At 44.0% G+C, this 23,744-nt stretch carries 21 protein-coding genes; 11 read left to right on the top strand and 10 right to left on the bottom strand.

From position 1 onward, the window contains the following. Positions 1–75: 75 nt before the first annotated feature. The 7 genes from H6571_21130 (at position 76) to H6571_21100 (ending at position 7,296) form a co-directional block, all read left to right on the top strand. The gene (locus H6571_21130) at positions 76–675 is read left to right on the top strand and encodes a riboflavin synthase (protein MCB9326258.1); all 600 of its coding nucleotides are present in this window, start codon (positions 76–78) and stop codon (positions 673–675) included. Between the two features lie 80 nt (positions 676–755). Then, positions 756–1,526, top strand: a complete 771-nt coding sequence (locus tag H6571_21125) for a patatin-like phospholipase family protein (GenBank protein MCB9326257.1) — start codon at positions 756–758, stop codon at positions 1,524–1,526. Between the two features lie 171 nt (positions 1,527–1,697). Next, positions 1,698–2,708, top strand: a complete 1,011-nt coding sequence (locus H6571_21120) for a T9SS type A sorting domain-containing protein (GenBank protein ID MCB9326256.1) — start codon at positions 1,698–1,700, stop codon at positions 2,706–2,708. A gap of 68 nt (positions 2,709–2,776) precedes the next feature. After that, the gene (locus H6571_21115; protein MCB9326255.1) at positions 2,777–3,184 is read left to right on the top strand and encodes a hypothetical protein; all 408 of its coding nucleotides are present in this window, start codon (positions 2,777–2,779) and stop codon (positions 3,182–3,184) included. Positions 3,185–3,288: 104 nt separating this feature from the next. After that, the gene (locus H6571_21110; protein ID MCB9326254.1) at positions 3,289–3,858 is read left to right on the top strand and encodes a type 1 periplasmic binding fold superfamily protein; all 570 of its coding nucleotides are present in this window, start codon (positions 3,289–3,291) and stop codon (positions 3,856–3,858) included. 151 nt (positions 3,859–4,009) lie between these two features. Continuing rightward, positions 4,010–6,316, top strand: coding sequence for a TonB-dependent receptor (locus tag H6571_21105; GenBank protein MCB9326253.1), 2,307 nt, complete (start codon positions 4,010–4,012; stop codon positions 6,314–6,316). Between the two features lie 242 nt (positions 6,317–6,558). Next, positions 6,559–7,296 (top strand): glycerophosphodiester phosphodiesterase, encoded by a 738-nt coding sequence (locus H6571_21100; GenBank protein MCB9326252.1) that lies wholly within the window; start codon positions 6,559–6,561, stop codon positions 7,294–7,296. 69 nt (positions 7,297–7,365) lie between these two features. On the opposite strand, the gene H6571_21095 is transcribed toward H6571_21100, so the two are convergent. Further along, positions 7,366–7,872 carry a hypothetical protein gene (locus tag H6571_21095; protein ID MCB9326251.1) on the bottom strand — a complete coding sequence of 169 codons (507 nt, stop codon included), beginning with the start codon at positions 7,870–7,872 and terminating at the stop codon, positions 7,366–7,368. A 519-nt stretch (positions 7,873–8,391) separates the two neighbouring features. Here H6571_21095 and H6571_21090 point away from each other — a divergent pair. Beyond that, positions 8,392–10,137 (top strand): T9SS type A sorting domain-containing protein, encoded by a 1,746-nt coding sequence (locus H6571_21090; protein MCB9326250.1) that lies wholly within the window; start codon positions 8,392–8,394, stop codon positions 10,135–10,137. 90 nt (positions 10,138–10,227) lie between these two features. Here H6571_21090 and H6571_21085 read toward each other — a convergent pair whose 3' ends face one another. The 9 genes from H6571_21085 to H6571_21045 all read right to left on the bottom strand — a co-directional run bounded on the left by H6571_21085 (position 10,228) and on the right by H6571_21045 (position 20,830). Beyond that, positions 10,228–12,315 carry a ComEC family competence protein gene (locus tag H6571_21085; GenBank protein MCB9326249.1) on the bottom strand — a complete coding sequence of 696 codons (2,088 nt, stop codon included), beginning with the start codon at positions 12,313–12,315 and terminating at the stop codon, positions 10,228–10,230. An 88-nt stretch (positions 12,316–12,403) separates the two neighbouring features. Beyond that, positions 12,404–12,781, bottom strand: coding sequence for a GxxExxY protein (locus H6571_21080; protein MCB9326248.1), 378 nt, complete (start codon positions 12,779–12,781; stop codon positions 12,404–12,406). A 133-nt stretch (positions 12,782–12,914) separates the two neighbouring features. After that, positions 12,915–14,123, bottom strand: a complete 1,209-nt coding sequence (locus H6571_21075; GenBank protein ID MCB9326247.1) for a hypothetical protein — start codon at positions 14,121–14,123, stop codon at positions 12,915–12,917. 176 nt (positions 14,124–14,299) lie between these two features. Beyond that, positions 14,300–15,133, bottom strand: coding sequence for a hypothetical protein (locus H6571_21070; protein MCB9326246.1), 834 nt, complete (start codon positions 15,131–15,133; stop codon positions 14,300–14,302). A gap of 256 nt (positions 15,134–15,389) precedes the next feature. Then, positions 15,390–15,848 (bottom strand): Hsp20/alpha crystallin family protein, encoded by a 459-nt coding sequence (locus H6571_21065; protein MCB9326245.1) that lies wholly within the window; start codon positions 15,846–15,848, stop codon positions 15,390–15,392. 53 nt (positions 15,849–15,901) lie between these two features. Continuing rightward, a complete protein-coding gene (locus H6571_21060; protein MCB9326244.1) occupies positions 15,902–16,198 on the bottom strand; it encodes a hypothetical protein in 297 nt (98 codons plus the stop codon). 193 nt (positions 16,199–16,391) lie between these two features. After that, on the bottom strand, positions 16,392–16,727 hold the full coding sequence (locus H6571_21055; GenBank protein MCB9326243.1) for a hypothetical protein: 336 nt from the start codon (positions 16,725–16,727) through the stop codon (positions 16,392–16,394). A gap of 29 nt (positions 16,728–16,756) precedes the next feature. Continuing rightward, positions 16,757–17,308: a sigma-70 family RNA polymerase sigma factor gene (locus H6571_21050; GenBank protein MCB9326242.1), complete on the bottom strand. Its 552-nt coding sequence runs from the start codon at positions 17,306–17,308 to the stop codon at positions 16,757–16,759. Between the two features lie 81 nt (positions 17,309–17,389). After that, complete coding sequence (locus tag H6571_21045) at positions 17,390–20,830, bottom strand: T9SS type A sorting domain-containing protein (GenBank protein MCB9326241.1); 3,441 nt, start codon at positions 20,828–20,830, stop codon at positions 17,390–17,392. A 324-nt stretch (positions 20,831–21,154) separates the two neighbouring features. Between H6571_21045 and H6571_21040 the strand changes: the two genes are divergently transcribed. From H6571_21040 to H6571_21030, 3 genes are all read left to right on the top strand, one after another. Continuing rightward, positions 21,155–21,493, top strand: a complete 339-nt coding sequence (locus tag H6571_21040; GenBank protein ID MCB9326240.1) for a carboxymuconolactone decarboxylase family protein — start codon at positions 21,155–21,157, stop codon at positions 21,491–21,493. Positions 21,494–21,574: 81 nt separating this feature from the next. Next, positions 21,575–22,648 carry an arsenosugar biosynthesis radical SAM protein ArsS gene (arsS, locus tag H6571_21035; protein MCB9326239.1) on the top strand — a complete coding sequence of 358 codons (1,074 nt, stop codon included), beginning with the start codon at positions 21,575–21,577 and terminating at the stop codon, positions 22,646–22,648. A gap of 77 nt (positions 22,649–22,725) precedes the next feature. Beyond that, the gene (locus H6571_21030) at positions 22,726–23,655 is read left to right on the top strand and encodes a T9SS C-terminal target domain-containing protein (GenBank protein ID MCB9326238.1); all 930 of its coding nucleotides are present in this window, start codon (positions 22,726–22,728) and stop codon (positions 23,653–23,655) included. The last annotated feature ends 89 nt before the right edge of the window (positions 23,656–23,744 follow it).

The raw sequence follows: 23,744 nt of genomic DNA, 5'->3' as shown, positions 1-23,744 counted from the left end.
AATCAGCAATCTTCATTCAACCATCTTCGTTCAAAATCTTCGTACCTTGCGGTTCCATTCAAAAACAGCAATTTTATGTTTACAGGAATCATTGAAACACTGGGAAAGATCGAAAAAATAGAACGCGAAGGCACCAATATTCACATCACCATCGCCTCTTCGGTTTCATCGGAACTCAAAGTGGATCAGAGCGTTGCTCATGACGGTGTCTGCCTGACCGTAGTAGCTTTGGGATCAGGAACCCATACCGTAACTGCGATCAAAGAAACCCTGGACAGAACCAATCTCGGCTTCTGGGAAGTGGGTACGAATGTCAATATCGAAAGGGCCATGAAAGCCGGCGGCAGACTCGATGGGCACATGGTTCAGGGACACGTGGATATGACCGCTCAATGCGTGGAAGTTGTTCCTCAAAACGGAAGCTGGGAATACACGTTTCGTTATCTGCCCGGGCGGGAGCATATCCTTGTAGACAAAGGGTCTGTGTGCGTCAATGGCGTCAGCCTTACCGTCGTCAGTCCACATGAAGATCTTTTTACTGTGGCCATCATTCCGTTTACTTTTGAGCATACCAATTTCCAGGATATTAAAAAAGGAACCACGGTCAATTTGGAATTTGACATCATTGGCAAATATATTGCCCGTTATGCCGAGTTGTACTTTGCGAAATCCTGAAAATTTCGTAAATTATCCTGAATTGCCCTTTGGGGCAGATGGATTTTAACATAACACTCAATTAATTCTAATAAAACCACATGAAGAAGATAGGATTGGTTCTTTCAGGAGGAGGAGTCAGGGGAATGGCGCATATTGGTTTGCTCCAGGCATTGGAGGAAAACGATATTGAGATCAGTGCCATTTCCGGCGCCAGTGCCGGCGCCCTGGTCGGCACCCTTTATGCTGCGGGGATGTCTCCCCAGGATATTTTAAAATTTTATGAAGAACATTCCCTGTTTAATTTTTCGTATTACAATATCGGAGGGATAGGGATCTTCAATTCCTCTAAATACCAGGATTATTACAAAGATTACATTCCTGAAAATAGCTTTGAGGCCCTTAAAAAGAAACTTTTCATCTCTACGACCGACCTGGAGGAAGGTAAGTCCGTCATTCATAGTTCAGGAGAACTTTTGCTCCCATTGGTGGCTTCGGCTTCCTTACCGCCCATTTTCTCTCCTGTTGAAATCAACGACAAACTGCATGCCGATGGAGGAATTCTCAATAACTTTCCCGTAGAACCGCTTACGGATATTTGTGATAAGATCATCGGGAGTTACGTTTCCCCCATCAAACCCCTTGGAAAAAAGGATCTGAAAACAACCACCCAGATTTCAACCCGCTCCATGTCACTAGTGTTGTATGCGGCTGTACGGCAAAAATATCACCTGTGCGATGTGGTTCTGGAAATTGAAAACCTGGATACCGTCAATCTGCTCAGCCAGCGTCAGATCAAGGAAGCTTATGAGATTGGGTATGAAAAAGCCATCAAAGATATGGCTCTTATTTTGGAGCGTCTCGCGCATTAAATATTTTTTAACCCTTCGATAACAAATATTGACTGATTTATTACCGAAATTTGTGTATCATTTATTTCACACGCAAAAATAAATAGCCCTGATTCTACTTCATCAGCCGATTCCTTTTTGCTGATTATTTTCGTCCGGACAATCACCATTTTTAATTAGTAAAAAATTTTTATGAAAATCATTTTGACCACTTTTACCCTTTTTTTTGTTGCTTTTCTTCCCTTGACGGACGCCCAGGGCGATCCGCCCTATGAATTTTCCGTTTTGGAGCAATCCTATGCCGACCTGGTGGATCCTGAGATTACCACCAATTCATTCTGGGATGATTTTGACGGGGAGCAGTTTGAAATTCCTGTGGGATTTGAATTCATGTTATTCGATCAGCCCCTCACCAGTTTAAATTTGGGAGGTGATTTTTCTGAGATCCTATACGGACTCGCTTATGCAAACGGGGATTTGAATTTTGTGGTACCCTATTTAGTTGACCTCATTTCCAGGGTGGATGCTTCCGGCAATGTTTTGTCATCCATTTCCCATTTGGCAGAAGGGGAGGAAGGTCATCGGATTTTTAAAGGACAATGGAAGGACGTGGGTTTTTATAACGATGATATAGGGGATGATTTCGTCAATTTCCAATATTGGTTTTATGAGGAAGACGGAGCCATTGAAATCCACATAGGGCCCTCCACTATTACCCTCCCATTAGATTATCTTTTCGATGACGCAACAGGTCCACTAATCGGGTTGTTCAACCGATTGGATGAGAATGCCGAAAGTTTTGCATTGGCCCTGGTGCTGAGTGGCGATCCGGCCAAGCCTCAAATGCAGGCCATTACTGAATTTCCGCTAGACCAGCTTCCTCCATCTCTTTCTGCTCCGCCTGCAGAAGGTATCGTTTATCGTTTTGCTCCCACGGTGATTAATGCGGTTTCAAATCCTGAAACAGCCATGGCCTCGCTGGAAATTTTTCCGACCGTGGTGGAAAATGAACTGTTTGTGAAGACAGAAAGATTGGAGAATAAAACTTTTCAGGTTACCGACCTGGCAGGAAAAGCAGTGGTTAACAGAGTAACCCCTGTGGCTAATGCTCTGGAACTTTCTCACCTGTCACCGGGGATATATTTTTTGCAGATGTATGAAAATGGAAGTTTTGTTCAAACGAAAAAGTTCATCAAATCATAAGCGTCAGAGCTAATTTATACAACCAGGATACATATTGGTTGTTAATAAAAAAAAGTACCTTCGGGCCAATGAAAAGCAAAATACATTTTCTTCCTCTATGGAAAAGCCTTGCCGCCCTGGCAATGCTAGGAGTGTATTTTGCTTTTTTTGTCCTTCACAACCTGGAGGAAATATTACCCCAACCGGCTCACCCAAACGAAATTTGTACGCCTGAACTGGAAAAAGATTCCTGTCACAGGCGGGTCTTCCACAATGATATTATAGCCGGCTGTGATCATAAGGAACACCTCCATCCTCCTAAGCATAAAAAAGACCTGTTCAAGGCTATAGTTTCGCCACATTATCTGCCTGAACCATTGGTTTTTCGGGAAGATCTATGCATTAATTTTCCAGATACTTTTTTCAATGAAGATCAGTTTAAACGCCCTGCTTCATTTCCTTGCATTTCCTTAAGAGGCCCCCCTTCAATCGTCTGACTTTTCCAGGTCCTGAGCCTGGGTTTTAAAAATCATTGAATACATTCCACAGCCATACCGCCTGTGTTATGTATGTTTTTCTGTTAACTTTTAACCTAATAATAATGCAGACGAATTATAAATATATTCTCATGGCGGGAATCGTAGCTTCCGCCCTATTCAGCGCTTGTGAAAAAAAAGATCCTGTAATTCCCAATGAGGAAGAGATCATTACCACCCTTACTTATACCCTTACGCCAGTGAACGCAGGGGATGTTGTGGTGCTTACCTTTAAAGATCTTGATGGTGACGGAGGCAATGATCCTGTGATCACCGGCGGCACCCTTTCCTCGAATACGGTCTATACCGGTACACTTTCTTTGTTGAATGAAACGGAGTCTCCAGCCGGAGATGTCGGTGCCGAAATCAAAGGAGAGGATGAAGCACACCAGTTTTTCTTTCAGGCTTTAGGCGGTTTGGACGTAGGAGTGGATTATACTGACACGGATAGTGAGGGCCACCCGGTAGGGTTGGAAACGACCGTAACCACCGGCAATGCGTCCCTTGGGCAGTTGTCCGTTATCCTGAGACACCAGCCTGATAAATCCGCCGCAGGAGTTGCAGATGGAGATATCACAAACGCCGGTGGGGAAACCGATATTGAAGTTATCTTTGACGTTGAAATCAGCAATTAAAAAACTCCTGTGCCTTAGAAGTAAGCAGGGATGAAAAGGATAATACGTCAAAGACATCTGGTTCTGATAAACTGTCGGGCCCTTTTTGTCGGAAATAAATGGTCGAAATCCCAGTTTTGTTCCTGCTTGCTTTCGGGTAAAAATCATAAATATGAAAATCCGAATTTTAAAATGGGGGTTAATCTTCCTGCCTTTCTTATCGTCAGCTCAAAATTGTAATCTCACGGTTTCCGGTCACGTAAAAGACAGGGGAACCGGCATCCCTCTTGAGTTTGTAAGTATTTTTATCGAAGAAACTGAGACTGGTGCTGTTTCAGATTCAACCGGGTATTTTGCCATTGGAAATTTATGCCCGGGCGATTATCATTTTAAATTGAGTCATATAGGCTGTGATCCCGATCAGGCCTTTTACAGGATAATGAGGGATACCTCCCTGGAAATTTTAATGAACCATCATTCTGAGTTGCTCGACGAAGTGGTGGTGCATGCCAGCAGGGAAGATAATTCCTCCCAACAGAGCAACACGGTCAATCGTGAAAATATTTCTTCTGAGAGCAATAAGAACCTGTCAGATATTCTCGAACAGGTGGCCGGGGTAAGTGTCCTTCGCAGCGGATCCGGAATATCCAAGCCCATCATCCATGGATTGTATGGCAACAGGATCTCCATCCTCAACAATGGTATCGTTCAGGCCGGACAGCAATGGGGCAATGATCACGCTCCTGAAATTGACCCTTTTGTGGCAGATCACCTTTCTATCGTCAAAGGAGCGAGTGCTCTGGCCTACAGCGGCACCTCACTAGGCAGTGTGGTTTTGGTGGAAACCGACGCGATCAAAAAAGATCCGCATCTTCACGGGGAAGCCAATTACGTTTTTCAGTCTAATGGCCTGGGAAATACCCTGAATGCCGTGGTGGAGAAAAATGAACGTTGGGCAGCCTGGCGATTGACGGGGACCTTTAAAAAGATCGGGGATTTAAAAACACCTGATTACTTTCTGACCAATACAGGCAAAAGCGAGGCCAACCTGGCTCTGCAGGTGGAAAAGAGATTCGGCACTAAATGGTCCACTGAACTTTATTACAGTCTTTTTAATACAGAGATCGGTATTTTGCGTGGATCCCATGTGGGCAATCTGACGGATCTCGAAGAGGCGCTGGTGCGAGAAGTACCCTTTTACACCAAGGATGCTTTTTCCTATGCCATTGAAGCTCCGCGCCAAAAGGTGGGTCATCACCTGCTCAAACTGGAGGCTAAATACATCATTGATGACGCCAGGGTGTTAAAATTTAAATACGGCGGCCAACTCAATCAACGCAAGGAATTTGATGTCCGGAGAAATGAACGAAGTGACATTCCTGCTCTGAGCCTCGACCAGCAGACTCACTTTGCAGAGGGCGAATTTGATGCTTCACTGGCCCGTCATTTTTTTATCAAAACGGGGCTTCAATTCAATTTCACCGACAATACCAACAATTCAGAAACAGGGATTTTACCGCTGATTCCCGATTATCGTTCCTTTCATTCCTCGGCTTTTTTCATTGCTCAGCACGACAAGGACCGGTTGCTTTATGAATTGGGCGCCAGGTATGACCTGAAACAACTTTATGTCGTGACCATCACCCAGACCTTGCCCCACATCATTGAACGATTTGATCATGTTTTTCATAATTATTCCTTTTCCGGGGGAGTGAGGGCAAAACTCTCCCCGCATTTTAAAACAAACCTGAACGTGGGGTATATGCTTCGCGCGCCTGAAGTCAATGAATTGTACAGCTTTGGATTGCACCAGGGGGTGAGCGGTATTGAAGAAGGCACCCGGACCCTGAAACCTGAAAATTCTTTGAAATTCGTTTGGTCCAATGACCTCGAGATCCGGGAGAAATTGTTCTTCCAGGTGCTGGGATATTATCAACTCATCAGGGATTACATCTATCTGCAGCCCCAGAGTGATTACAGGCTGACCATCCGGGGCGCTTTCCCGGTATTCGTTTACAAACAAACGGATGCAACCATTTACGGGGCTGATGTGATGCTGAAATACGCTCCTGTGGAATCGTTGGATTTATTGTTGCGATATGCTATCGTCCGAGGTAAGGATCGCACGAATGACCTGTTTTTGATCAATATGCCTTCCGACAACCTGTTCTCCCAGGCCACCTTTTCGTTGAAAGACGGGAAGTTCTTCAAAAACGCGCAAATTTCTCTGAATGGAAGATATATTTTCAAGCAAAACAATATTTTACCTGAACAGGACTTTATGCCTGCTCCGGAAGCCTACTTTTTACTGGGAGCTTCATTGGGAACGCATTTCAAAATAAAGGACTCCATGATGAAGGTATCGGTTAAGGCAGAAAACCTGCTCAATCAATCTTACCGCGATTATTTAAATCGATTCAGGTACTTTGCTGATGAACCCGGAATAAATGTTAGTTTTAATGTAAATTATTCATTTTAAATAAAAATAAAAAAACTTACTCATTGCCCTCCTGCCCCCTAAAGGGTGGTATCCGTCCCAAATGAGTAAGTTTTTTTGTCAATAAATAAAAGGCATTACACCGAGCAACCAGCAACGCGTCCATGAAAATCATTAAAAAAATTTTGAAATATTTTTCGGGGATCATGCTATTTTTCCTGATCTCAATTATATCGACCTGTTCCCCTGTTATGTTTTTCAATAACACAACAACAACTACCGAAATGACTTACACCAAAGTGGCCCATCGCGGAGCGGCAGGACTCGCCCCCGAAAATACGCTCGCCGCCGTAAAAAAAGGATTGCAACATAATGCAGACAGGATCGAAATTGATGTACAGCAAACCAAAGACGGACAAGTGATCGTCATGCATGATAATACGCTTGACCGAACCACAAACGGGAAGGGAAACATTAAGGATCATACCCTTAGGGAAATCCGCATGTTGAGTGCCGGGAAGTGGTTTGCTCCTGAATTTGCCGATGAAAAAGTCCCCACCCTGGAAGAAGTGATGGAAGAGATCAATGGGCGGGCCACTTTGCTCATCGAGATCAAGGAAGGAAATGATTACTACCCGGGCATAGAAGAAAACGTTCTTCACACCATTGACCAATTCAACGCCCGGGATTGGTGTATCATTCATTCTTTTAGTTCGGAAGTGATCAAAAGCATTCACGAAAAAGATCCAGGGATTCGGCTCCACAAACTCTTTTATGCCCAACTGCGCTTTACTCCCATTATGATCGAAAACGGGACAGAACTTTTTAAGTTTGAAGATTACCCGTTTGTGGATGAATACAGCATTTATTATCGTTTTGCCAATAGAAATGTGATAGCCAAAATTCATGCGTTGGGCAAAAAAATAAATGTGTGGACGGTCAATGATAAAAATACGATTGATAGCTTACTATCTCTTGGTGTGGATGGCATCATCACCGATCATCCAGAGTGGCTGGAATAATCAGGTCAAGCTAATTTGTGACAAGACAACAAGTAACCAGCAACGAGCAACAAGTACCGAGCAACCAGCTTACATTCTCACAAAAATCATCGTTGAAGTCTGATCTTCAGCAAAGAGTATCAGGATATAGTTACCAACTGTATTTAATCCTTCTGAATTCAGTTCATACCGTTGCTTTCCCGGTATCAAGTAACCGAGTCTCTTTTTTAAAATCTCTTTCCCCTGCATATCAAAGACCCGGACATCGACAAACCTGCTTTCCTTTAATTCAATTTCGATCCTGACGGGGTCATAGATAGATCCCGGGTTGTTGATGACTTTTGCATCAAATACTTTTTGGGCACCCTGCAGCGGCTGCATCATCAGACCATCAGAGACCGGAACCCTGCAAAGGTTCTCTATCCTGGTACTAAGGTTCTCTATCTGGGTAGTTAATACCAGGGGCCTGGGAGCATTGATGGCCAATGCTGTCTCATCTTGTGCGGTTAGGGTAAGAAGGGATAATAATTCAATTATTAGGATCAGGAAGACAGCTTTTTTTTTGATAGAGGCGAGGTTAACATGTAAATTTTTCATAACAACATCTTTGTAAGCGTGAGTGTATTCTAAGTTGTCTAAAGAGTGGTCTGATGTTTTGACTGCTTTTGGCTAGTTTTAATGTTGAGATTCATGAATGGGCTTCAGGAATTTATCCAGGTTAGGGCTTATAGGGTGGGTGGTCAAAAAACCATGATTTAGTATCAGGCAATATAAGGGTTTTTAAGCCGCAAATCAAGGGGGAGCCATATAATAACAATAGATAGATTATTGGTAACCAGCCGTATAAGACTTGATTTAATTCGGTGTTTTTATAAATAGAAGGATTTGAAAATTATTTTTAACTTTACCATCTTAAAACGAGAGAAATTCTATTTTTTGATTTTCCCGGTTTTAATTAATAAAGCACACCACTTAGCATTACCTGCTAATTGTGTGCTTTTTTTTTTGCATGAAATTGGTCTTTGGGGCCAATGCCTGATCTACGGGAGGATCCTTTTTTAGCTTTTGAGGGCACTTGGTGTAGGGGTAATATTGAACAACAAAACTATTTATAATATGAACAACATTATTTTTACAAAACGCGGAGGCATTGCTCTTTGCCTTTTTCTTTTTTGGGGGGTTAATGCCTCTGCCCAGGATTGGGAGAGCATTACGACACCTATAAATTCCAATCTCATTTTATATGATATTTCCTTTCCCAAAGGTCAGGACGAGGTCGGTTTTACCGGTGGTGCCCATTTGACTTATAATGGTCACGGAACCATTATGAAAACGGAAGACAAAGGCGCCACCTGGAATGTTATTTACCAAAGTAATGTAAATGGAACCGGGGTGTCCTCCATTAATTTTCTCGACTTACAAAAAGGGTTTGCCGGCACCCAGGCCGGGAATATTATGACGACCATAGACGGAGGAGCAAATTGGACTTCTTCGGATCTTGACCCAAATGTCGATCAGGGTGAAATCCGTGCGATTGTATTTTATGATGAAAACAGGGGCGTTCTTTTAACAGGCTGGGAAGGCGTTTATGTCACGGAAGATGGTGGAAGTACCTGGGCACCGGCCACTACTGATCTTACCGGGCCTGCCTATTCAATCACCTATGCCGACGAACAAGTCTTATTTGCCGTCGGAAATCAGCAGAAAATATACAAATCAACGGATGGCGGGTATACCTGGACGACTAATTTTACCGGTAATAATTCCGGAAATGTCAATATCGGGGTAGATTTTTCAGATGTCAGCCATGGGTTGGTTACCAGTGAGGAGGGAAATATTTTTGTGACTACCGATGGGGGCGAAAACTGGACCGGTTATGTAGTCCCTAATCAGAATGGTCTTATGCGTGGTGCCCTGGTGGTCGATGAAAATGTCATGTATGCCACGGGGACTCCCGGAACGGTTTATAAAAGCATCAATGGAGGAGTGAACTGGACCCAGGAAACGGAAACGGATTTCAATCCTTCTTATTATAAGATCATTATGACCGAAAGCGGACACCTGTTTGTTTCTGGTTCCGGGGCAACAGGAGGAACCATTCTCCGAAAGCTGGCTCCGGCTCCTTTAAGCGTGAGTATGGCCATTACAAATGTATCGTGTAATGGGGAAAGTAATGGCTCTATAGCGCTTTCTGTTACAGGGGGAGTGGCTCCTTATATTTATATCTGGTCCAACGATGCCATGTCCTCCGAAATTACGGGCCTGACAGCAGGGACCTATTCCTGTATTGTTATTGACGCCGCCGGTGTTTTATTAGAATCAGATACTTTTATCGTTTCTGAACCTCCGGCCATCGACGTTTCCGTTGTGGTTTCTGATGAAACCATTGAGGGGCTGGCCGATGGAGCTGTGGACGTCACCATTTCAGGAGGAACACCCGGTTATACTTATGCCTGGGATAATGGTGCATCCTCGGAGGACCTCGAATCCCTGGAGGATGGAACGTATTGCCTTTCGGTAACAGATGCCAATGGATGTAGCTCAACCACTTGTGCCACAGTATTGGCCGGGGTGGTTTCTACGACAAATATTCCGAATCTTACTGCATTCAGGTTATTTCCTAATCCTGTCATTACGAACCAGGGAGCGACTTTGCAACTTCAGTTTTCGGAGTCTTCTGATATCAAGGTGGAAGTCATCAACGCCCAGGGTACGCAGGTTTATGATTTTACAGATTTTAATACAGTAAGCATTCAAAAACCAATTGAGGTTATGGCATTGCCTGCCGGAACGTACGTGGTTAAGGTCATTGACCTGGAAAATGGCTATTTCGTTTCAAAACAATTGATCAAGGTAAAGTAATTTTTTTCAAAACGATCATCGCCTCAAATATGAGACCTCCCGAATTTTACCCGATTAGATAAAAATCGGGAGGTTCCATGTTTTTTAAACTTATTGACTCCGAATAAAAGCTCCGGCTTCATTGATGTTATGGCAATTAATGTTTTCCCGGGTACAAATTTCCATCCATTTTCGGATGGTTTGGTTGGAATTGGATCCATCGAGTACCAGGGTGTTGAAGTCAAACGACTGCTTTAAGGCCGTAATATCAATTTTTGAGTTTTGGGTAATTAGCAGAAAGTCTAAAGCGACTTTTTGGTCGGGCAAAATTGAGTGGTTACGGAGGATAAAAAAGCTTAAATCGTAAAACTGAAAGATTCCGTTTTGATAGCGGAAATGGTCTCCTTTGATAAGAGCCGTATCCAAAGGAAAAAAACCTTGCAGTTTTGCTTTTTTATACTGTCGGTAATACCCTGCAGAAAATGAAATGCCTTTGTCTTCCGGTAGAGCCGTCGAAAAGGTGTAACTATTTGTTCCGTCAAAAAGATCGATCAGGGTTTGTCCTTTTTGATGATAAATGACCACTTCTTTTTGATGCGTTGTTTCCCATTCACGCGTAATATTCCAACCGGAAAGCATCAGCAGGCATATCAAAGTCGCGAAAACCCATCGCACCTGCTTTGTTTCGATGATAAAAATGACCCCTGAAATGGCCAGGGCTATAAGCAAAAAAGCAAAAGTTCCGATCCATACATCAGACCACAAGGTGCCGGGGAGTTCCTGCAGGTGGAAGATCAGGAAATTCATAGTCCTGACTGAAAAATAGAGCAATTTTCCAATCAGCCAGCCTAAAAAAGGAACCTTATCAAAAGCAAATAACATCAGTCCCAAAGGCAGAATTAAAGCCGCCGCCGGCACTACGATCATTCCGGATAGCCAAAAATAAAGGGGAACCTTGTGGAAATAATACAAGCTCAGCGGGAAGGTACTCAACTGGGCCGCACAGGAGACGCCAAAGAGTTTCCACAGGTAATCCGACAACTTATTTTTCAGATAAACCAGTTTGTAGATCAGGGGTTGAAAATAGACAATTCCGGCTACCGCAAGGTAGGACAACTGAAAACCGGGGGAGAATAACAAAAAAGGATTGGTAAGCAACAGGCAAAAGGCCGAAGCGGCCAGGGTATTGTAAATACTGGATTCCCGGGTTATCGCTTGTCCGACCGCTATAAAGCTGAACATGGTGGCCGATCGAAGGACGGAAGGTGAGGCTCCTGTTATGAGTGCGAATCCCCACAAGCACCATACGAGGAGAACGGTTTTTATGATTTTCCAGGTCTTGTTTCGAAATGGTATTTTTTGCAACAGCCATTGGACCAAAACGAAAATAAAACCGGTGTGCAAACCGGAAACGGCCAGTACATGCATGGCACCGGTATCGGCATAGGCGGATTTCACTTCCTCGTCGAGGCCGGGTTTATATCCAAGGATCAGCGCCGAGGCTACGGCCCGTTCCTTACTGGTGGGCAAATGTTGCTCCAAAATGAAAAGACATTGTTTTTGGAGCTCGTGGGCCATTTTGAGCACAGAAAAAGTAGACACTCCGGGAATTTTTTGCCAGTGGTCGCCCCGGATGAAAGTGCGGTAATGGATGTTTTGGGTATGGAGATATTTTGCGAAATCGAATCCTTTGGGATTCAATGGCCCGGAAGCTTTTGAAAGGTTGGAACGGGCATGAATCTGGTCGCCGATGTCCAGTTGTAAGCTATTTGAATCTTGCGGTAAATAAGCCAGTAAGCGTCCGTTGGAGGAAAACAGCGTGTCTTGCCCCATGTAGTTTACCTTTAACACCAGCTGGTAATTATCTCCTTTAGGATTTAATTCCATCACCGTGGCACGGAAGGAACATTCCTGCCTGGCAAAAGGACTAAAGTGCTCCGGACTGTTGTTTTCCTGGTAGAAAAAATGGAGCAGCATGCCCACGGAAATCAGGACGAGATTGGAAAGCGCCCCAAAAATCCATCTGTGTTTTCTTGCTGTTCGCCTGAAAGCGTATTGGGATGAAAGGAGGAGGAGTACCACCAATGTTCCTGCGATGCCCCAAATGCCGGTTTTCCATTGCAGGGTTTCCTGCACGACGATACCAAGCATCAGGGGGAGTAACAATCGTACGAAAGGAATGGGCCTCCAGTTGAACATTTTTATAATATTTGGTTTTTAAATAAGGGAGTGTTAGGGATTACTTAACCGCAAGGTGCGCAAGGAAGGCGCAAGGAACGCAAGGAGTTTATAAATTATTTACTATGCGTTTTATTCCGGTTTTTATCAGGTTGACGTTAAAATTGATGAGCATCCCTAATTTGCAGTCTGCCAATTTTAAATAGGTTAAAATCTGAGCAAAGTGAACTTCATTAAGTGCCTCGACCGATTTAATTTCCAGAATTACTTTATCTTCTACGATTAAATCTGCTCTATATCCTATTTCAAAATTTACGTCTTTGTAGATCAATGGCAATGGTTTTTGTTTTACCACTTTTACACCCCTTTGATTTAATTCATAAAAAAGGCATTCTTCGTAGGCACTTTCCAACAATCCGGGACCTACGGATTTGTGTACCTTTAAGGCACAATCAAATACAATTTTAGCTATTTCATTTTCTGTCATGATTTTGTTTTCTTTTTTGGAGATGAAAAATTCGTCTTTGCGCCCTTTGCGCTTCCTTTGCGCCCCTTGCGGTTAAATCCCTTTCCTATATATAAAAGCCGCGAGCGTGCAAAACGTGACAAAAAAACAGCAACTATTTATGAAAATTTAGCCCTAGGCCGAGTTTGTATTCGATCAAAACAGGGATATCTCCTGCAGGGAAATGCAGTCGCAGGGTATTGGAGAGCAGGCCGGAACGCAGGCCGGCAAAGATATTTAGCCCCAGTTTTCGGCTGGTTTCAAATTCGTAAGGAAGGATGAGCCGGTCGATAGTTTCCGGTAGGGGACGCAACTCGCCGGGTACGGTATACAACCCGGGGCCACCCCCGAAATAAAAGGCTTTGGTAATGGTAATCTGGTAGTTGTACATATAATACACGGAAATAAACCGGGTTTGATCAGTGGCGTTGGTGAGCAACAAATCCTTACCGTTAATATAGGCCTGGGTGCCGCGGTCATACCCGGCAAAACGGGTGATAAAGCCTGCTCCAAAACCGACAAAGTGATGCCCGTCCAACCTCAGGTGCAGGTCCGCACCGAGTAGCTGTGCCCCCGAAAATTTATCATGGTCGAGAGAAGCCATAATTCCCCCGTTAAATTCTATCCGGAAGATCAGGTTTTCAAAGCGGCTTTCACTGTATTCGGGGTTGTAAAAACGCACCTCTTTTTCCGATTTTTCAGTCAGGCCGAAATTTACGGCCGTGCCCAATTGCAGCATCGGCTTTAATCCGAATATTGAATTGTGATGGTATTCAACATAAAATCGCATCCGATCGATTTTGTGCCCCATACGGATCATCCAACCGTAAAATACAGGCGGCTCAATGAGGAAAACATCCGTCGGCAGGTTGGTACGGAAGACTTTTTGCTTGTAACTTCTGAACCTGTTCAGGCTAAACCCAAAACCGATTATAGGTTTGAAATATTCGAAATTCAGATGAATTTCGCCAATAGCTTGCAGGGATTCAAAATGGGCCAGGCGATTGAGGTTGTCGGGGTCGATCGGGGCAAGCGTGGAATAGAGTGTCTTATGCTCGGGGAAAAGGGAGGTATTGGGATGGTCAACCCCAAAACCTCCGATAGAACGCTGGTATTTCAGGGCAAAGTCAACCACCCCTTTTTTGGTTTTTAATTCTATATTAAAGGGTATGGCCGGGGCAAGCCACTCATTGCCGGAAGTGATCACTCCCGTTCCGATTTCCAGTTGTACACGGCTGAACCGATCCTGGGCGTTTGTATGGCTGCCCGGGAGGATTAAAATAAGGAAAGCAGGAAAGTATTTGATGATTGTTGAAAATTTCATTTGTTTTTATCGCTTTGTAATTTGGTAAAATAAATTCAGACTTTTGCATCTCCTCTCCCCTCAGCCCTAAAAGTGGAGTCCGCCCCAAAAAGTCTGGATTTATTTTTTAGGCATTCCTATGCGCGAAAATCACAGTGCTGTTACCCACCCCAGGTAAATATTTTTAATCCAGTTGTTTATTCAGGTACCAGCTTGAATTCAGTCTGGGTTTTTCCACCCATTCCCAACATCGAAAAATTGGTATCTATCTCCATTTTTCCATCATATTCCATCCACATACCTTTTTCAATAGAAAATAATCCAGTTGCCTGATGTGAAATTTTCATATAGATTTGGTTATTGTTTTTTCCATTGAACATGTTCATAATTCCATTGCCAAAATCCCCGGACACGTATTCTTCGATATCATACTTTAATACAGCAAGCTTATCTCCGTTTCTTTCTACTATTTTCTCAAACAGAACTTCATTTTTCTTTGAAAGGGAGTCCGCGATAAAACCTGAATCCATGTTAATCATATCGACTTGAAGGGGCCAGGTGTCGCCCACTTTTACGGGCTTTGCCGGAAGCACGAATAATACTGAGATCAGGTTGTTTTGAGCACTTTTATAATAAAAACTCAATAATTCCCCTTCCCGGCTTATTTTTCCTCTCAAAACAACATTGCCATTCATTGCCGCCGTTGCTGAAAAAATATTTAAGGTCGTATCCGCCTCGGCTGTACAAAGAAGCATCTCAATATCTATGTTGTTGTTTTTGTCAGGAAAAAGTCTGGTTTTGTAGTTTAGGTTGACATTCTGAGCCTGTAATGCCTTAAAAAAGGCATTGGCTTTCTCAGCAAGAGTATCCACTTCTTCCGAGGCTTTTTCCTGTTCAACCTTTTTATCTTTCATCACCGTTTTGTAGGTTAGGGTATCGGTGATTTTCCAGCGTAAGTCAACGGTTTCTGATGGTTGAGCATTTGCTGCGAACACAAAAAAAAGGAATAAAGGCAAAAATGATTTTCTCATTGTTCAGGTAGTCTAAGAGGAAACAGGATTAATGAAGTATTCTACCAGCAATATTACAAAATAACATTAGCCATCCCGAATTTTTAAAGGGGATTCTGATTAGATTGCCCTTGATCCCGTTCCGGTTTAAAGAAAGTAAGCGTACAGCTTTAAACGACGATTTCTTTTACAAATAAAAATCCCGGAATTCGTCCATAGAGACAAAATCCGGGATGGGCTGGGTTTTTATCAAATTTTCAATAAAAACCAGGGTGAATTAATCTACGAAAATATCCTTGGTTGTGGATTCCATGCCTGGAAGTTTGGGCAGGGTGACCTGTAAAACACCTTGTTCGTATTTGGCGCTGATATTTTCAACATCAACCTTATCGTTGAGCAAAAAACTACGCTCGAAAGAACGACGTTTGTATTCTTTGTGCAACCATTTTTCTGATTCATCGGGTACCAGTTCCGGTTTTTGATAGGAAATGGTCAGCAAGTCGTCGGATTGACTGATTTTGAAATCAGCTTTGGAGAGTCCGGGGGCAAAAAGGTATAACTCGTAACTGGCATCCAGCTCTTCAATATTGACGGGCAAGCTGAAAAGGCTTTTTCCGTATCCGTGTGCAAAATGTTTTTGAAAATGGTTGGCGCCACAAGCGTGAGATGATTTGTGACAGGAACCTTGTTGGCCCCAGGGCCCTCTATGGGCATGCGAATGATTTCTGTAATACATTGTTTGTTGTTTTTTTAATGAAAAAAATCGGAAGGTTAAGGTCAATCCCTTTTTTAAAGGACCTCGATGCTCCTGTGTGATACATAAAGTTCACTGCGTATATTTGCATAAGGATCAATGGGTAATGCATCAAAATATCTTGAATTACCTTCCATTTGATGGCCGGGATAACCATATCCACGGCCGTGATTTATCCCTGCGGTCATGGCCAGTCGGGCCAGGCCTTTGCCTACAAAAGCCACTAAGGCTAATCCTGCCAGGCCGATAAAAACCATGAACAATAACTTGGTAACAAGGAATAGCGCGGCCAGGCCCAGTAATAGGCCGAAAAAGAATCTAACGGGTCTCATTGTTGAAATTTTTAAGGTGATTTCACCAACACAGGCTTTAACTGCCTGATCATTGGTTTAGTAAGAATGTCTTACAATAAGGAAGACGAATGTTGAAAAGAATTACTTTAAATTATTGAAGTTTTTTTTTAAAAATTTACTGTTTCCCGGTTTTGGGGCACTTAGCCCTGCTTTTGGCTTTTTTTCAACTCCATTACGCATCATTTTCCTGTTCCTCTTTTCCTTTCGGCCCACACCGGTGCTTCCATTCCTGGCGGAACTTTAATCGTTCTTCCTCGCTCATTCCCATCCACTTTTTACGCCACATATGGCCCTTCTTCGGGTCATGGTGTCCTTTTCGGCCAGGCCAGAAACCGCCAAAAAGGATACGGGACAATAAAAACAACCCTATGGCCTGCCAATAGGAGAGTTTCCCGGCACCGGTAACAGAAGGCAGTATAGCATTCCATAAAAGCATCACTACCAGCCCCAGTCCCAGCATAGCCATAATGACCATTGGGAAAAAGAAAAACTTCCCTTTTCCGCGCATCTCTCTGTATTTTTGATCTCGGTACATGTTTAATAATTTAAAAATTCGTCATATAAATCCTGTAACCTTGTTCTCAAATGTTTCACCGCATAACCTTTTCTCGATATCAATGTTTTGATGTTCTCGCCGGTACGGTCGGCAATTTCCTGAAATGTCTGGTCTTCCAGTTCGTTCCAGATAAAAACCTGGCGCTGGTTTTCCGGCAAATCCTCAAGTGCCTCGAATAATTCCTCCCAAAATACCTTTTTCAGGTCTTCCATTTCGGGAGTGGTTTCATCGGCGAATAGGATATCGTTAAAATTTATCTCACCCTCTTCATCCTCATAAACCAAACTGCCCAGCGAAAGCGGCTTTTGCTTGCGGTAGTTATCGGTCACTTTATTGCGGGCAACGCGAAATAACCAGCCGCTCAGTTGCTCAATGGGCTCCGTATTGACCACCCTGCTGAACTGGTACCAGACTTCCTGCAAAATATCTTCGGCATCAGCGTCGCTTTTCACCCGTCCCCGGATAAAATTAAACAAACGCCTCCCGTATTGTTCCACTACGCCCACGACATTTTGCCTTCTTTGTTCTGCCATTATTACTGTTGACATTATCGTCTACTTTGAGGAGAAGACGAAGGAAGGGGGAAATTACTTTAAAATTCCTGAATTATTTTTTTAATCCAAAATTACGATCTCCCTCACCCTTACTTCTTTGCCATTCCATATTTTGAGATAGTACATGCCACCGGCTACATCGGGCAACCGGAATGGATGCACCTGGGTATCAAAACGATGGTCGATGATGCTTTCTTTGATCACCATACCGGTAAGGTCCGAAAGCTGAACGTGGAAGGTCTGGTTTGGAAAACCTTGTAGTTCGATGGACACCTCGTCACTGGCGGGATTGGGATACACGCTGAATCGACGGGGCATTTCTATTTCGTCGGCCGCTTCGGATTGAGGGATGACAAAGTCGAATTTCAGTCCACCACCGAAATCGGGATCAAAGGTCTTTACGGCAATGGAAGCCGTGGGCGTGATCACCCTCCTGAAGGATAGCGCCCCTACACCGACATTCTCCCCCACGACAGCCCAATACCAAAATTCCAGACCGTCATCACCGTCATCTTCAAAATCCAGTGAATAACATCCGGCGGGCAGACTGATCTCATCGCTATAAGTGGTGCCATTGGACATGTTGTTTCGTTCCAAAACCACCTCACCGTTATAATCTTTTATGGTGTACCTGTTTTCCGATCCCCGGTTATTGGTCCTGGTCTGCAGGATCAGGTCAGGATCGTCCAGTATAGCTGCTTCGGCGAAAGAGGAAGTCATATAATTGTTGTTGGCATACTGGTCTTGTCCGCCATTGGGCTGGCTGATGGTCACCTCGAAAATTTTGTCCGATTGATCGGTGGACCAAAAGTGGATATCATCCACAGGAAGGGTGACTTCCGCTGTTTCGAGGAAGTCCAGGCTTCCCGACCATTCAAAGGAACCACTCATGCCGCCCTGCACTCCATAGTTGATATGGAGGCTTGTGAGGGTTTGGGAACCCGTATTTTTGATGATGATCTGTGGCAGATTGCAGGCAGGGTTTAGCCGTTCATATTCCACCCGCTGGCTGGGGCGTTTGATGGCTTCAATGGAAGCATCAGTGGTGAAATTAGGGGCTCCATAAGTGACCATCTGGTTGGAAACCAGGTAATTGGCTTCGCTCAATAAGGCTCCGTTGACTCCGTAGTCTATTTCGGCGGACCCTCCCGGGGTAACGAGATCCGTGATGTCGAATTCGTGCACATCGGTCGCCATACCGGGGCACCATCCCGCCCGGTCGAAGATCCAGGTGCCTCCCTGGGGATAAATGGGGTTGTAACCACATTCTTTCCAGACCTGGTAGATGAACTCCTGGTTCCCGCCGTTGACATTCAGGTAGTGGTTTCTTGGCACGAATTCCCCATTTTGCCCGTGGCCTGTAACAGAAGAACGCAATTTGAAGGCCGCCCCGTCGGCATCGAAATGCATGGTTCTGGGCTCGAATTTGGCGTTGTCGAGAATGGACTGATACCAACCACTTTCAAAGGCCCAGATGTTTTGAATGCCCAGTACTTCCCGGGGAGGGGTGCCTTTTATGAATAAAAACCGGATGTCCAGATCTTCCTGCCATTGGCCTCCCATCTCGACGGAGATAAATCGCTCCCCGTGCAAGACAGGTAAAAAGTCGGTCACGTCAAAGGTGAAAGTCTTTCCTTCAAAACCGAGATCCAGCCCATTGCCGTAAGGCGTCACCATCGACAATAATTCCATTTTTGCGGCTCTTTTGGTATGGTATTCCAGGGTGGTGATTTCGATTTCTCCGTCCACGGGAACATCCAGGATGTCGATCAGGTTACCCTGTTCGTCATACACAACAGTTACGCTGCCTGCCCAGTAATAGCCGGTATTGGCCACAACGAGGTTATTATATTGATCAATAGCATACTCGACGACTTCATTTTGTATGTTGAGTATGGAGTCGAGCACAGCTACGGTTTCCGTGGATTGCTGGTAAGTTCCCTGCACGAAAACGACATTGGGGCGCATATTGCTTTCTGAGAAGTATTTAAAAATATCTTTTCCACGCACCTCTCTCCATCCTGGGGCTCCATTGATCTGTCCGGGAATGGCCGGTAAAAAAGGATTGTCGATATATATGCCATTTCCTTCATTCAGCGGATAATAGGAAATCAGGTTGGCAAAATCAGGGTGACTGTTGTTGAGGGGTTTATGCATCCATTCGGCAATGGTATTTTCATCCAAAGCTTTATTGAAAACGCGGAATTCACTTATCTTTCCAAAATACCTGAGTGAACCATTCACCGAAGACCCCAGGGTGAAATTTTGGATGTCAATGGGTTTTGTTTTACCTGTTCCGGAATGCCAGAGGCTGCCGTTGAGGTAGATTTTCATATCGCCGGTTACCGCATTTTTGGTAAAAGCCCAATGATTCCATTTGCCTTCGAAATCGCTGTCGTTAGCTGCCTGGTCGATTCGGTCGTAGCCACTGCCGTCATTGCCGCAATCCCAATATACTCGGCCGTTGCTCCAGGGCAGGTGAACATTTACCTGTCGGTTGTTATCGGCGTCCGTGCCTTCAAAAATTGCGGAATTGGCAGGCATCACATCGGGATTTCCCCTGGCCCAGAGGGAGACGGTAATTTCATTGGAAATGGCTGACAATGCAGCGGTATTGATGTCGATATTGCCTGCTCCATTAAACTCAAGGGAATAATAAGGGCCCGCACCCGTCAATACGGAGGTATTGGTAGTACCGGTGGCCGTGGCCGATATATTGCCGAGGGCTTCTGAATGGAAATAGCTCATCTCTACCAGGAGGTTACTGCTGCCGTCCCATTCAAAAGGACTGTGAAAATGGAATGGGTGCCAGCTGCCATTGGTAAGATCGGTATTCTGGAAATACACTTCTGTAAAGCCGTCTAGCTCGGGAGATTCAGCCGATAAGGCCGTTTGTACTGTATGTTTTAATTTTATTCTAAGGAAATTTAATGGCTGATTGGCGTTGTTTATCTCGAGTCGCAAGCCTGAAATATTGCCTGCGGTTAATCCTGCGCTGGTAAGCTCATCGACAGTGAAGAGCCATTGCGTTTTGGCTACAGGAGCATTGTTGGTCAGGTTGGCCAAGCCTTCTCCTGAACCCACTTGTGCTGTGTTTTCAGTTATTGTATTGGTGTAGGTGGTTTCAAACTGATCAAACTGGATGTAGGTGTAAACCGGAGTATTTGAATATTCAAAAAGATCCCCGTCAAAATCGGAAATGATATGGGACGGGTGAGATTGCAGGATAGAATCTGTCATTTCAGGCACGGTGACAAAAGTATTGCAACTGTAATCCCATTCCCGGCAACCCACGCTGCCGCTGCCTACCTGTGCATCGTGGCAGCGCATATTGTAGCGCATGAGCACTTTTTCAAAGGGCCCTTCGCTGGCGTCAGGGAAAATAAAATTACCTGAACGGGTGTCAGAATCCCAGGTGAAAGTTTGAACGGTTAATGTATCCTGTGCGGATAAAAAAACGGGAAAAAGGAATAAGGATAAGTAGAGGGTAAAATTCCGCATAATGACCAGCATTTGTTTAAAGTTGCAAAAAAGGATGGTTTGTAACGTCCAAAAATACGTTTCTTCTTTAATATTACTTCACCTGGGGTGTCTGAGGTTCCTATTTGTAAGCTGTCTGACAAGAGGATTTGTTGGCTGTTGCCGTTTTGAGGACCTGCCAGGCTGTTCACGAATCCCCTTATTCTTCCATTTCTCTATCTACCAGGATTGGATATATCAAAGGATTTTTGGTAAAGTAAAAATTTATGAACACATGTCGTTAAACAGACTTTGAAAAACATTTAAAGTCTTACTTTTGTTGTTTTGAGAACCAAACGAATATTTATGTCACAAAATAGTTATTTCGATCCGGCAGATCTAAAAAAATTTGGGAACATCACCGAATTCCAGGAAAAAATGGGCAAGAAATTTTTCGATTATTATGGGGAAGTCTTTAAGGAAGGAGCCCTTACGGTAAGAGAAAAAGCACTGATTGCCCTGGCCGTTGCCCATACGGTTCAATGTCCTTATTGTATTGATGCCTATACTTCCGATTGTTTGAAGCAGGGGGCGGATGAAGAACAGATGATGGAAGCTGTCCATGTTTCGGCTGCCATTCGCAGTGGGGCTTCCCTGGTTTTTAGCGTGCAGATGATGAACCAGGTGAAGAAAACGATGATGTAATATTGACCCTTGATAAGATCAATTTTTAACCCAAATATAAATCCGGTATACTTTTGATACCCGAATTGGCAATTTAATATTATGGTAGAAAAGCAAAGGATAAAATCGCTCAGTTACAGGAACAGCGATCTGGCAAATACTTTTTTTCAGCTTAAAGTCCTGAACGGCCAGGAGCAAGCGGAGGTGAATATTCCGTCGTTTACCTCCAGGTTGAAGGAATTGGGTGCGTTTCCCCTTAAACCGGTTGGAATTGAGGTTTTTCAGCTCAATATTGGAAAGTTATGCAACCAGGTTTGCCGCCATTGCCATGTAGATGCCGGCCCCGATAAAACCCGGGAAAATATGTCCAGGGAGAACCTTGAGGTTTGTCTCCATATCATCAAAACAACTCCCGGCATTACCACGGTGGATATTACCGGCGGCGCACCGGAATTGCACCCTGAGTTTAAATGGTTCGTCCAGGAGTGCCGCAAACTCGGAAAAAAAGTAATGAACCGGTGTAATCTCACCGTAATTCTTTCCAATAAAAAATACCATGACCTGCCCGAATTTTTCAGGGATCACGAGGTTCAAATCATTTCATCACTGCCTTATTTTAGCAAAACCAGGACGGACAGCCAACGTGGCGACGGTGTTTTTGAGGATTCCATCAAAGCTTTAAAGATGTTGAATGAAGCAGGTTATGGGAAAGAAGGAACCGGACTCATCCTGGATCTCGTGTACAATCCAACGGGTGCTTTTTTGCCGGCCGGACAGGAGACACTGGAACCTGAATTCAAGCGTCAGCTAGATCGCCGTTATGGTATTGTTTTCAATAACCTGTTTGCCATTACCAACCTGCCCATCAGCCGGTTTTTGGAATACCTGCTGGAAACGGATAATTACGAATCTTATATGGAAACCCTTTCCGAAGCCTTCAATCCCACTACGGTAAATGGAGTGATGTGCCGCAATATGGTATCCGTCAGTTGGGATGGTTATATTTACGATTGTGATTTCAACCAGATGCTTGAATTGAAGGTCGCGCCCAAAAATACGCAGCACATTCGCGATTTTGATGCCGAGACTCTTTTGAACAGGGACATCATCCTAAATCAGCATTGCTACGGTTGTACTGCAGGAGCGGGATCAAGTTGCGGAGGAGAGATCGCTTAGGATGAAAATTAGTGACAGGTCAAAAAAAAATTGTCCTGCAAAGCATACGTGGCGGAGGAAAAACTTATTTTTACTCCATGAGAAAATTAATAAAAACAGTTCTCCTTGCCGGGGTCGTGTCGATGATGTATTGTACCCCTAAATCCGGTGGGGAAGAAAACGCTCCTTCCACGTTTCCGGTAGAAAACAGCCTTCCTGTCCTAACGGTTTTGCCCTCCAAGGTAGATGAAAGCTCCGGGCTTTCTTTTTTTAACGATCATATCTGGACCCATAATGATAGCGGTGACGGATCGAAATTGTACCAGGTGAGTCTTACTGAACCGAAGGTGCTTCGGACAGTTAAAGTCGCCGATGCTCATGCCAAAGATTGGGAAGAACTCACCCAGGATGATGAATATCTTTATATCGGAGACTTCGGAAACAATAAAGGCAACCGAAAAGATCTTATCATCTATAAAATACTCCGGGCCTCCCTCGAAAGCCCTGACTCTGCTTCGGTCACCGCGGAGAAAATTTCTTTTTATTATCCTGACCAGACGGCATTCAACAATAAAAATTACCAGCATAATTTTGATTGTGAAGCCATGGTCAGTGTGGGGGACAGTCTTTATTTGTTTTCCAAAAATCACCAGAATCAGCAATGTCGGTTATACAGTTTGCCTAAAACTCCGGGGACTTATGCAGCCGTATTGAAAGCAGAAATGGATACCAAAGGATTGATCACGGCTGCTGACATCGACGAGGAAACGGGCGTGCTGGCGTTGTTGGGGTATAATGTTTACCAAAAATGGGGTTCCTGGCACAACAAACCTTTCGTTTGGTTGCTCACTGATTTTGAGGGTGCGGATTTTTTTTCTGGCCGTTCCAGGCGGATTGATATTGGTGTTGAAAAGCAAACGGAAGGCATTTGTTTTGACGGGCAAGGAGGAATTATTATTTCCTCCGAAGGGGAAGGGGGCACTGCTGGGTATTTGTTTTCTTTTGATTTGAAAAAGTGGATCAAATAAAATCAGAGACCTGACTTTAATAATTTTTGTGTTTGGGGTTACCTGTTAATTAAGGTAAATTTGAAAAAACGAATTGTCATAAATTATTT

It is taken from the genome of Lewinellaceae bacterium (assembly GCA_020636105.1).
Lineage (GTDB): Bacteria > Bacteroidota > Bacteroidia > Chitinophagales > Saprospiraceae > BCD1.
The sequence above is the reverse complement of the archived record's forward strand: the minus strand, read 5'-3'. Positions and strand labels throughout refer to the sequence as shown.

Excerpts from the sequence above, each read along its gene's own strand:
- H6571_21130 (MCB9326258.1), top strand. The coding sequence starts at position 76 with ATGTTTACAGGAATCATTGAAACACTGGGAAAGATCGAAAAAATAGAA.
- H6571_21125 (MCB9326257.1), top strand. The coding sequence starts at position 756 with ATGAAGAAGATAGGATTGGTTCTTTCAGGAGGAGGAGTCAGGGGAATG.
- H6571_21120 (MCB9326256.1), top strand. The coding sequence starts at position 1,698 with ATGAAAATCATTTTGACCACTTTTACCCTTTTTTTTGTTGCTTTTCTT.
- H6571_21115 (MCB9326255.1), top strand. The coding sequence starts at position 2,777 with ATGAAAAGCAAAATACATTTTCTTCCTCTATGGAAAAGCCTTGCCGCC.
- H6571_21110 (MCB9326254.1), top strand. The coding sequence starts at position 3,289 with ATGCAGACGAATTATAAATATATTCTCATGGCGGGAATCGTAGCTTCC.
- H6571_21105 (MCB9326253.1), top strand. The coding sequence starts at position 4,010 with ATGAAAATCCGAATTTTAAAATGGGGGTTAATCTTCCTGCCTTTCTTA.
- H6571_21100 (MCB9326252.1), top strand. The coding sequence starts at position 6,559 with ATGACTTACACCAAAGTGGCCCATCGCGGAGCGGCAGGACTCGCCCCC.
- H6571_21095 (MCB9326251.1), bottom strand. The coding sequence starts at position 7,872 with ATGAAAAATTTACATGTTAACCTCGCCTCTATCAAAAAAAAAGCTGTC.
- H6571_21090 (MCB9326250.1), top strand. The coding sequence starts at position 8,392 with ATGAACAACATTATTTTTACAAAACGCGGAGGCATTGCTCTTTGCCTT.
- H6571_21085 (MCB9326249.1), bottom strand. The coding sequence starts at position 12,315 with ATGTTCAACTGGAGGCCCATTCCTTTCGTACGATTGTTACTCCCCCTG.
- H6571_21080 (MCB9326248.1), bottom strand. The coding sequence starts at position 12,781 with ATGACAGAAAATGAAATAGCTAAAATTGTATTTGATTGTGCCTTAAAG.
- H6571_21075 (MCB9326247.1), bottom strand. The coding sequence starts at position 14,123 with ATGAAATTTTCAACAATCATCAAATACTTTCCTGCTTTCCTTATTTTA.
- H6571_21070 (MCB9326246.1), bottom strand. The coding sequence starts at position 15,133 with ATGAGAAAATCATTTTTGCCTTTATTCCTTTTTTTTGTGTTCGCAGCA.
- H6571_21065 (MCB9326245.1), bottom strand. The coding sequence starts at position 15,848 with ATGTATTACAGAAATCATTCGCATGCCCATAGAGGGCCCTGGGGCCAA.
- H6571_21060 (MCB9326244.1), bottom strand. The coding sequence starts at position 16,198 with ATGAGACCCGTTAGATTCTTTTTCGGCCTATTACTGGGCCTGGCCGCG.
- H6571_21055 (MCB9326243.1), bottom strand. The coding sequence starts at position 16,727 with ATGCGCGGAAAAGGGAAGTTTTTCTTTTTCCCAATGGTCATTATGGCT.
- H6571_21050 (MCB9326242.1), bottom strand. The coding sequence starts at position 17,308 with ATGGCAGAACAAAGAAGGCAAAATGTCGTGGGCGTAGTGGAACAATAC.
- H6571_21045 (MCB9326241.1), bottom strand. The coding sequence starts at position 20,830 with ATGCGGAATTTTACCCTCTACTTATCCTTATTCCTTTTTCCCGTTTTT.
- H6571_21040 (MCB9326240.1), top strand. The coding sequence starts at position 21,155 with ATGTCACAAAATAGTTATTTCGATCCGGCAGATCTAAAAAAATTTGGG.
- arsS (MCB9326239.1), top strand. The coding sequence starts at position 21,575 with ATGGTAGAAAAGCAAAGGATAAAATCGCTCAGTTACAGGAACAGCGAT.
- H6571_21030 (MCB9326238.1), top strand. The coding sequence starts at position 22,726 with ATGAGAAAATTAATAAAAACAGTTCTCCTTGCCGGGGTCGTGTCGATG.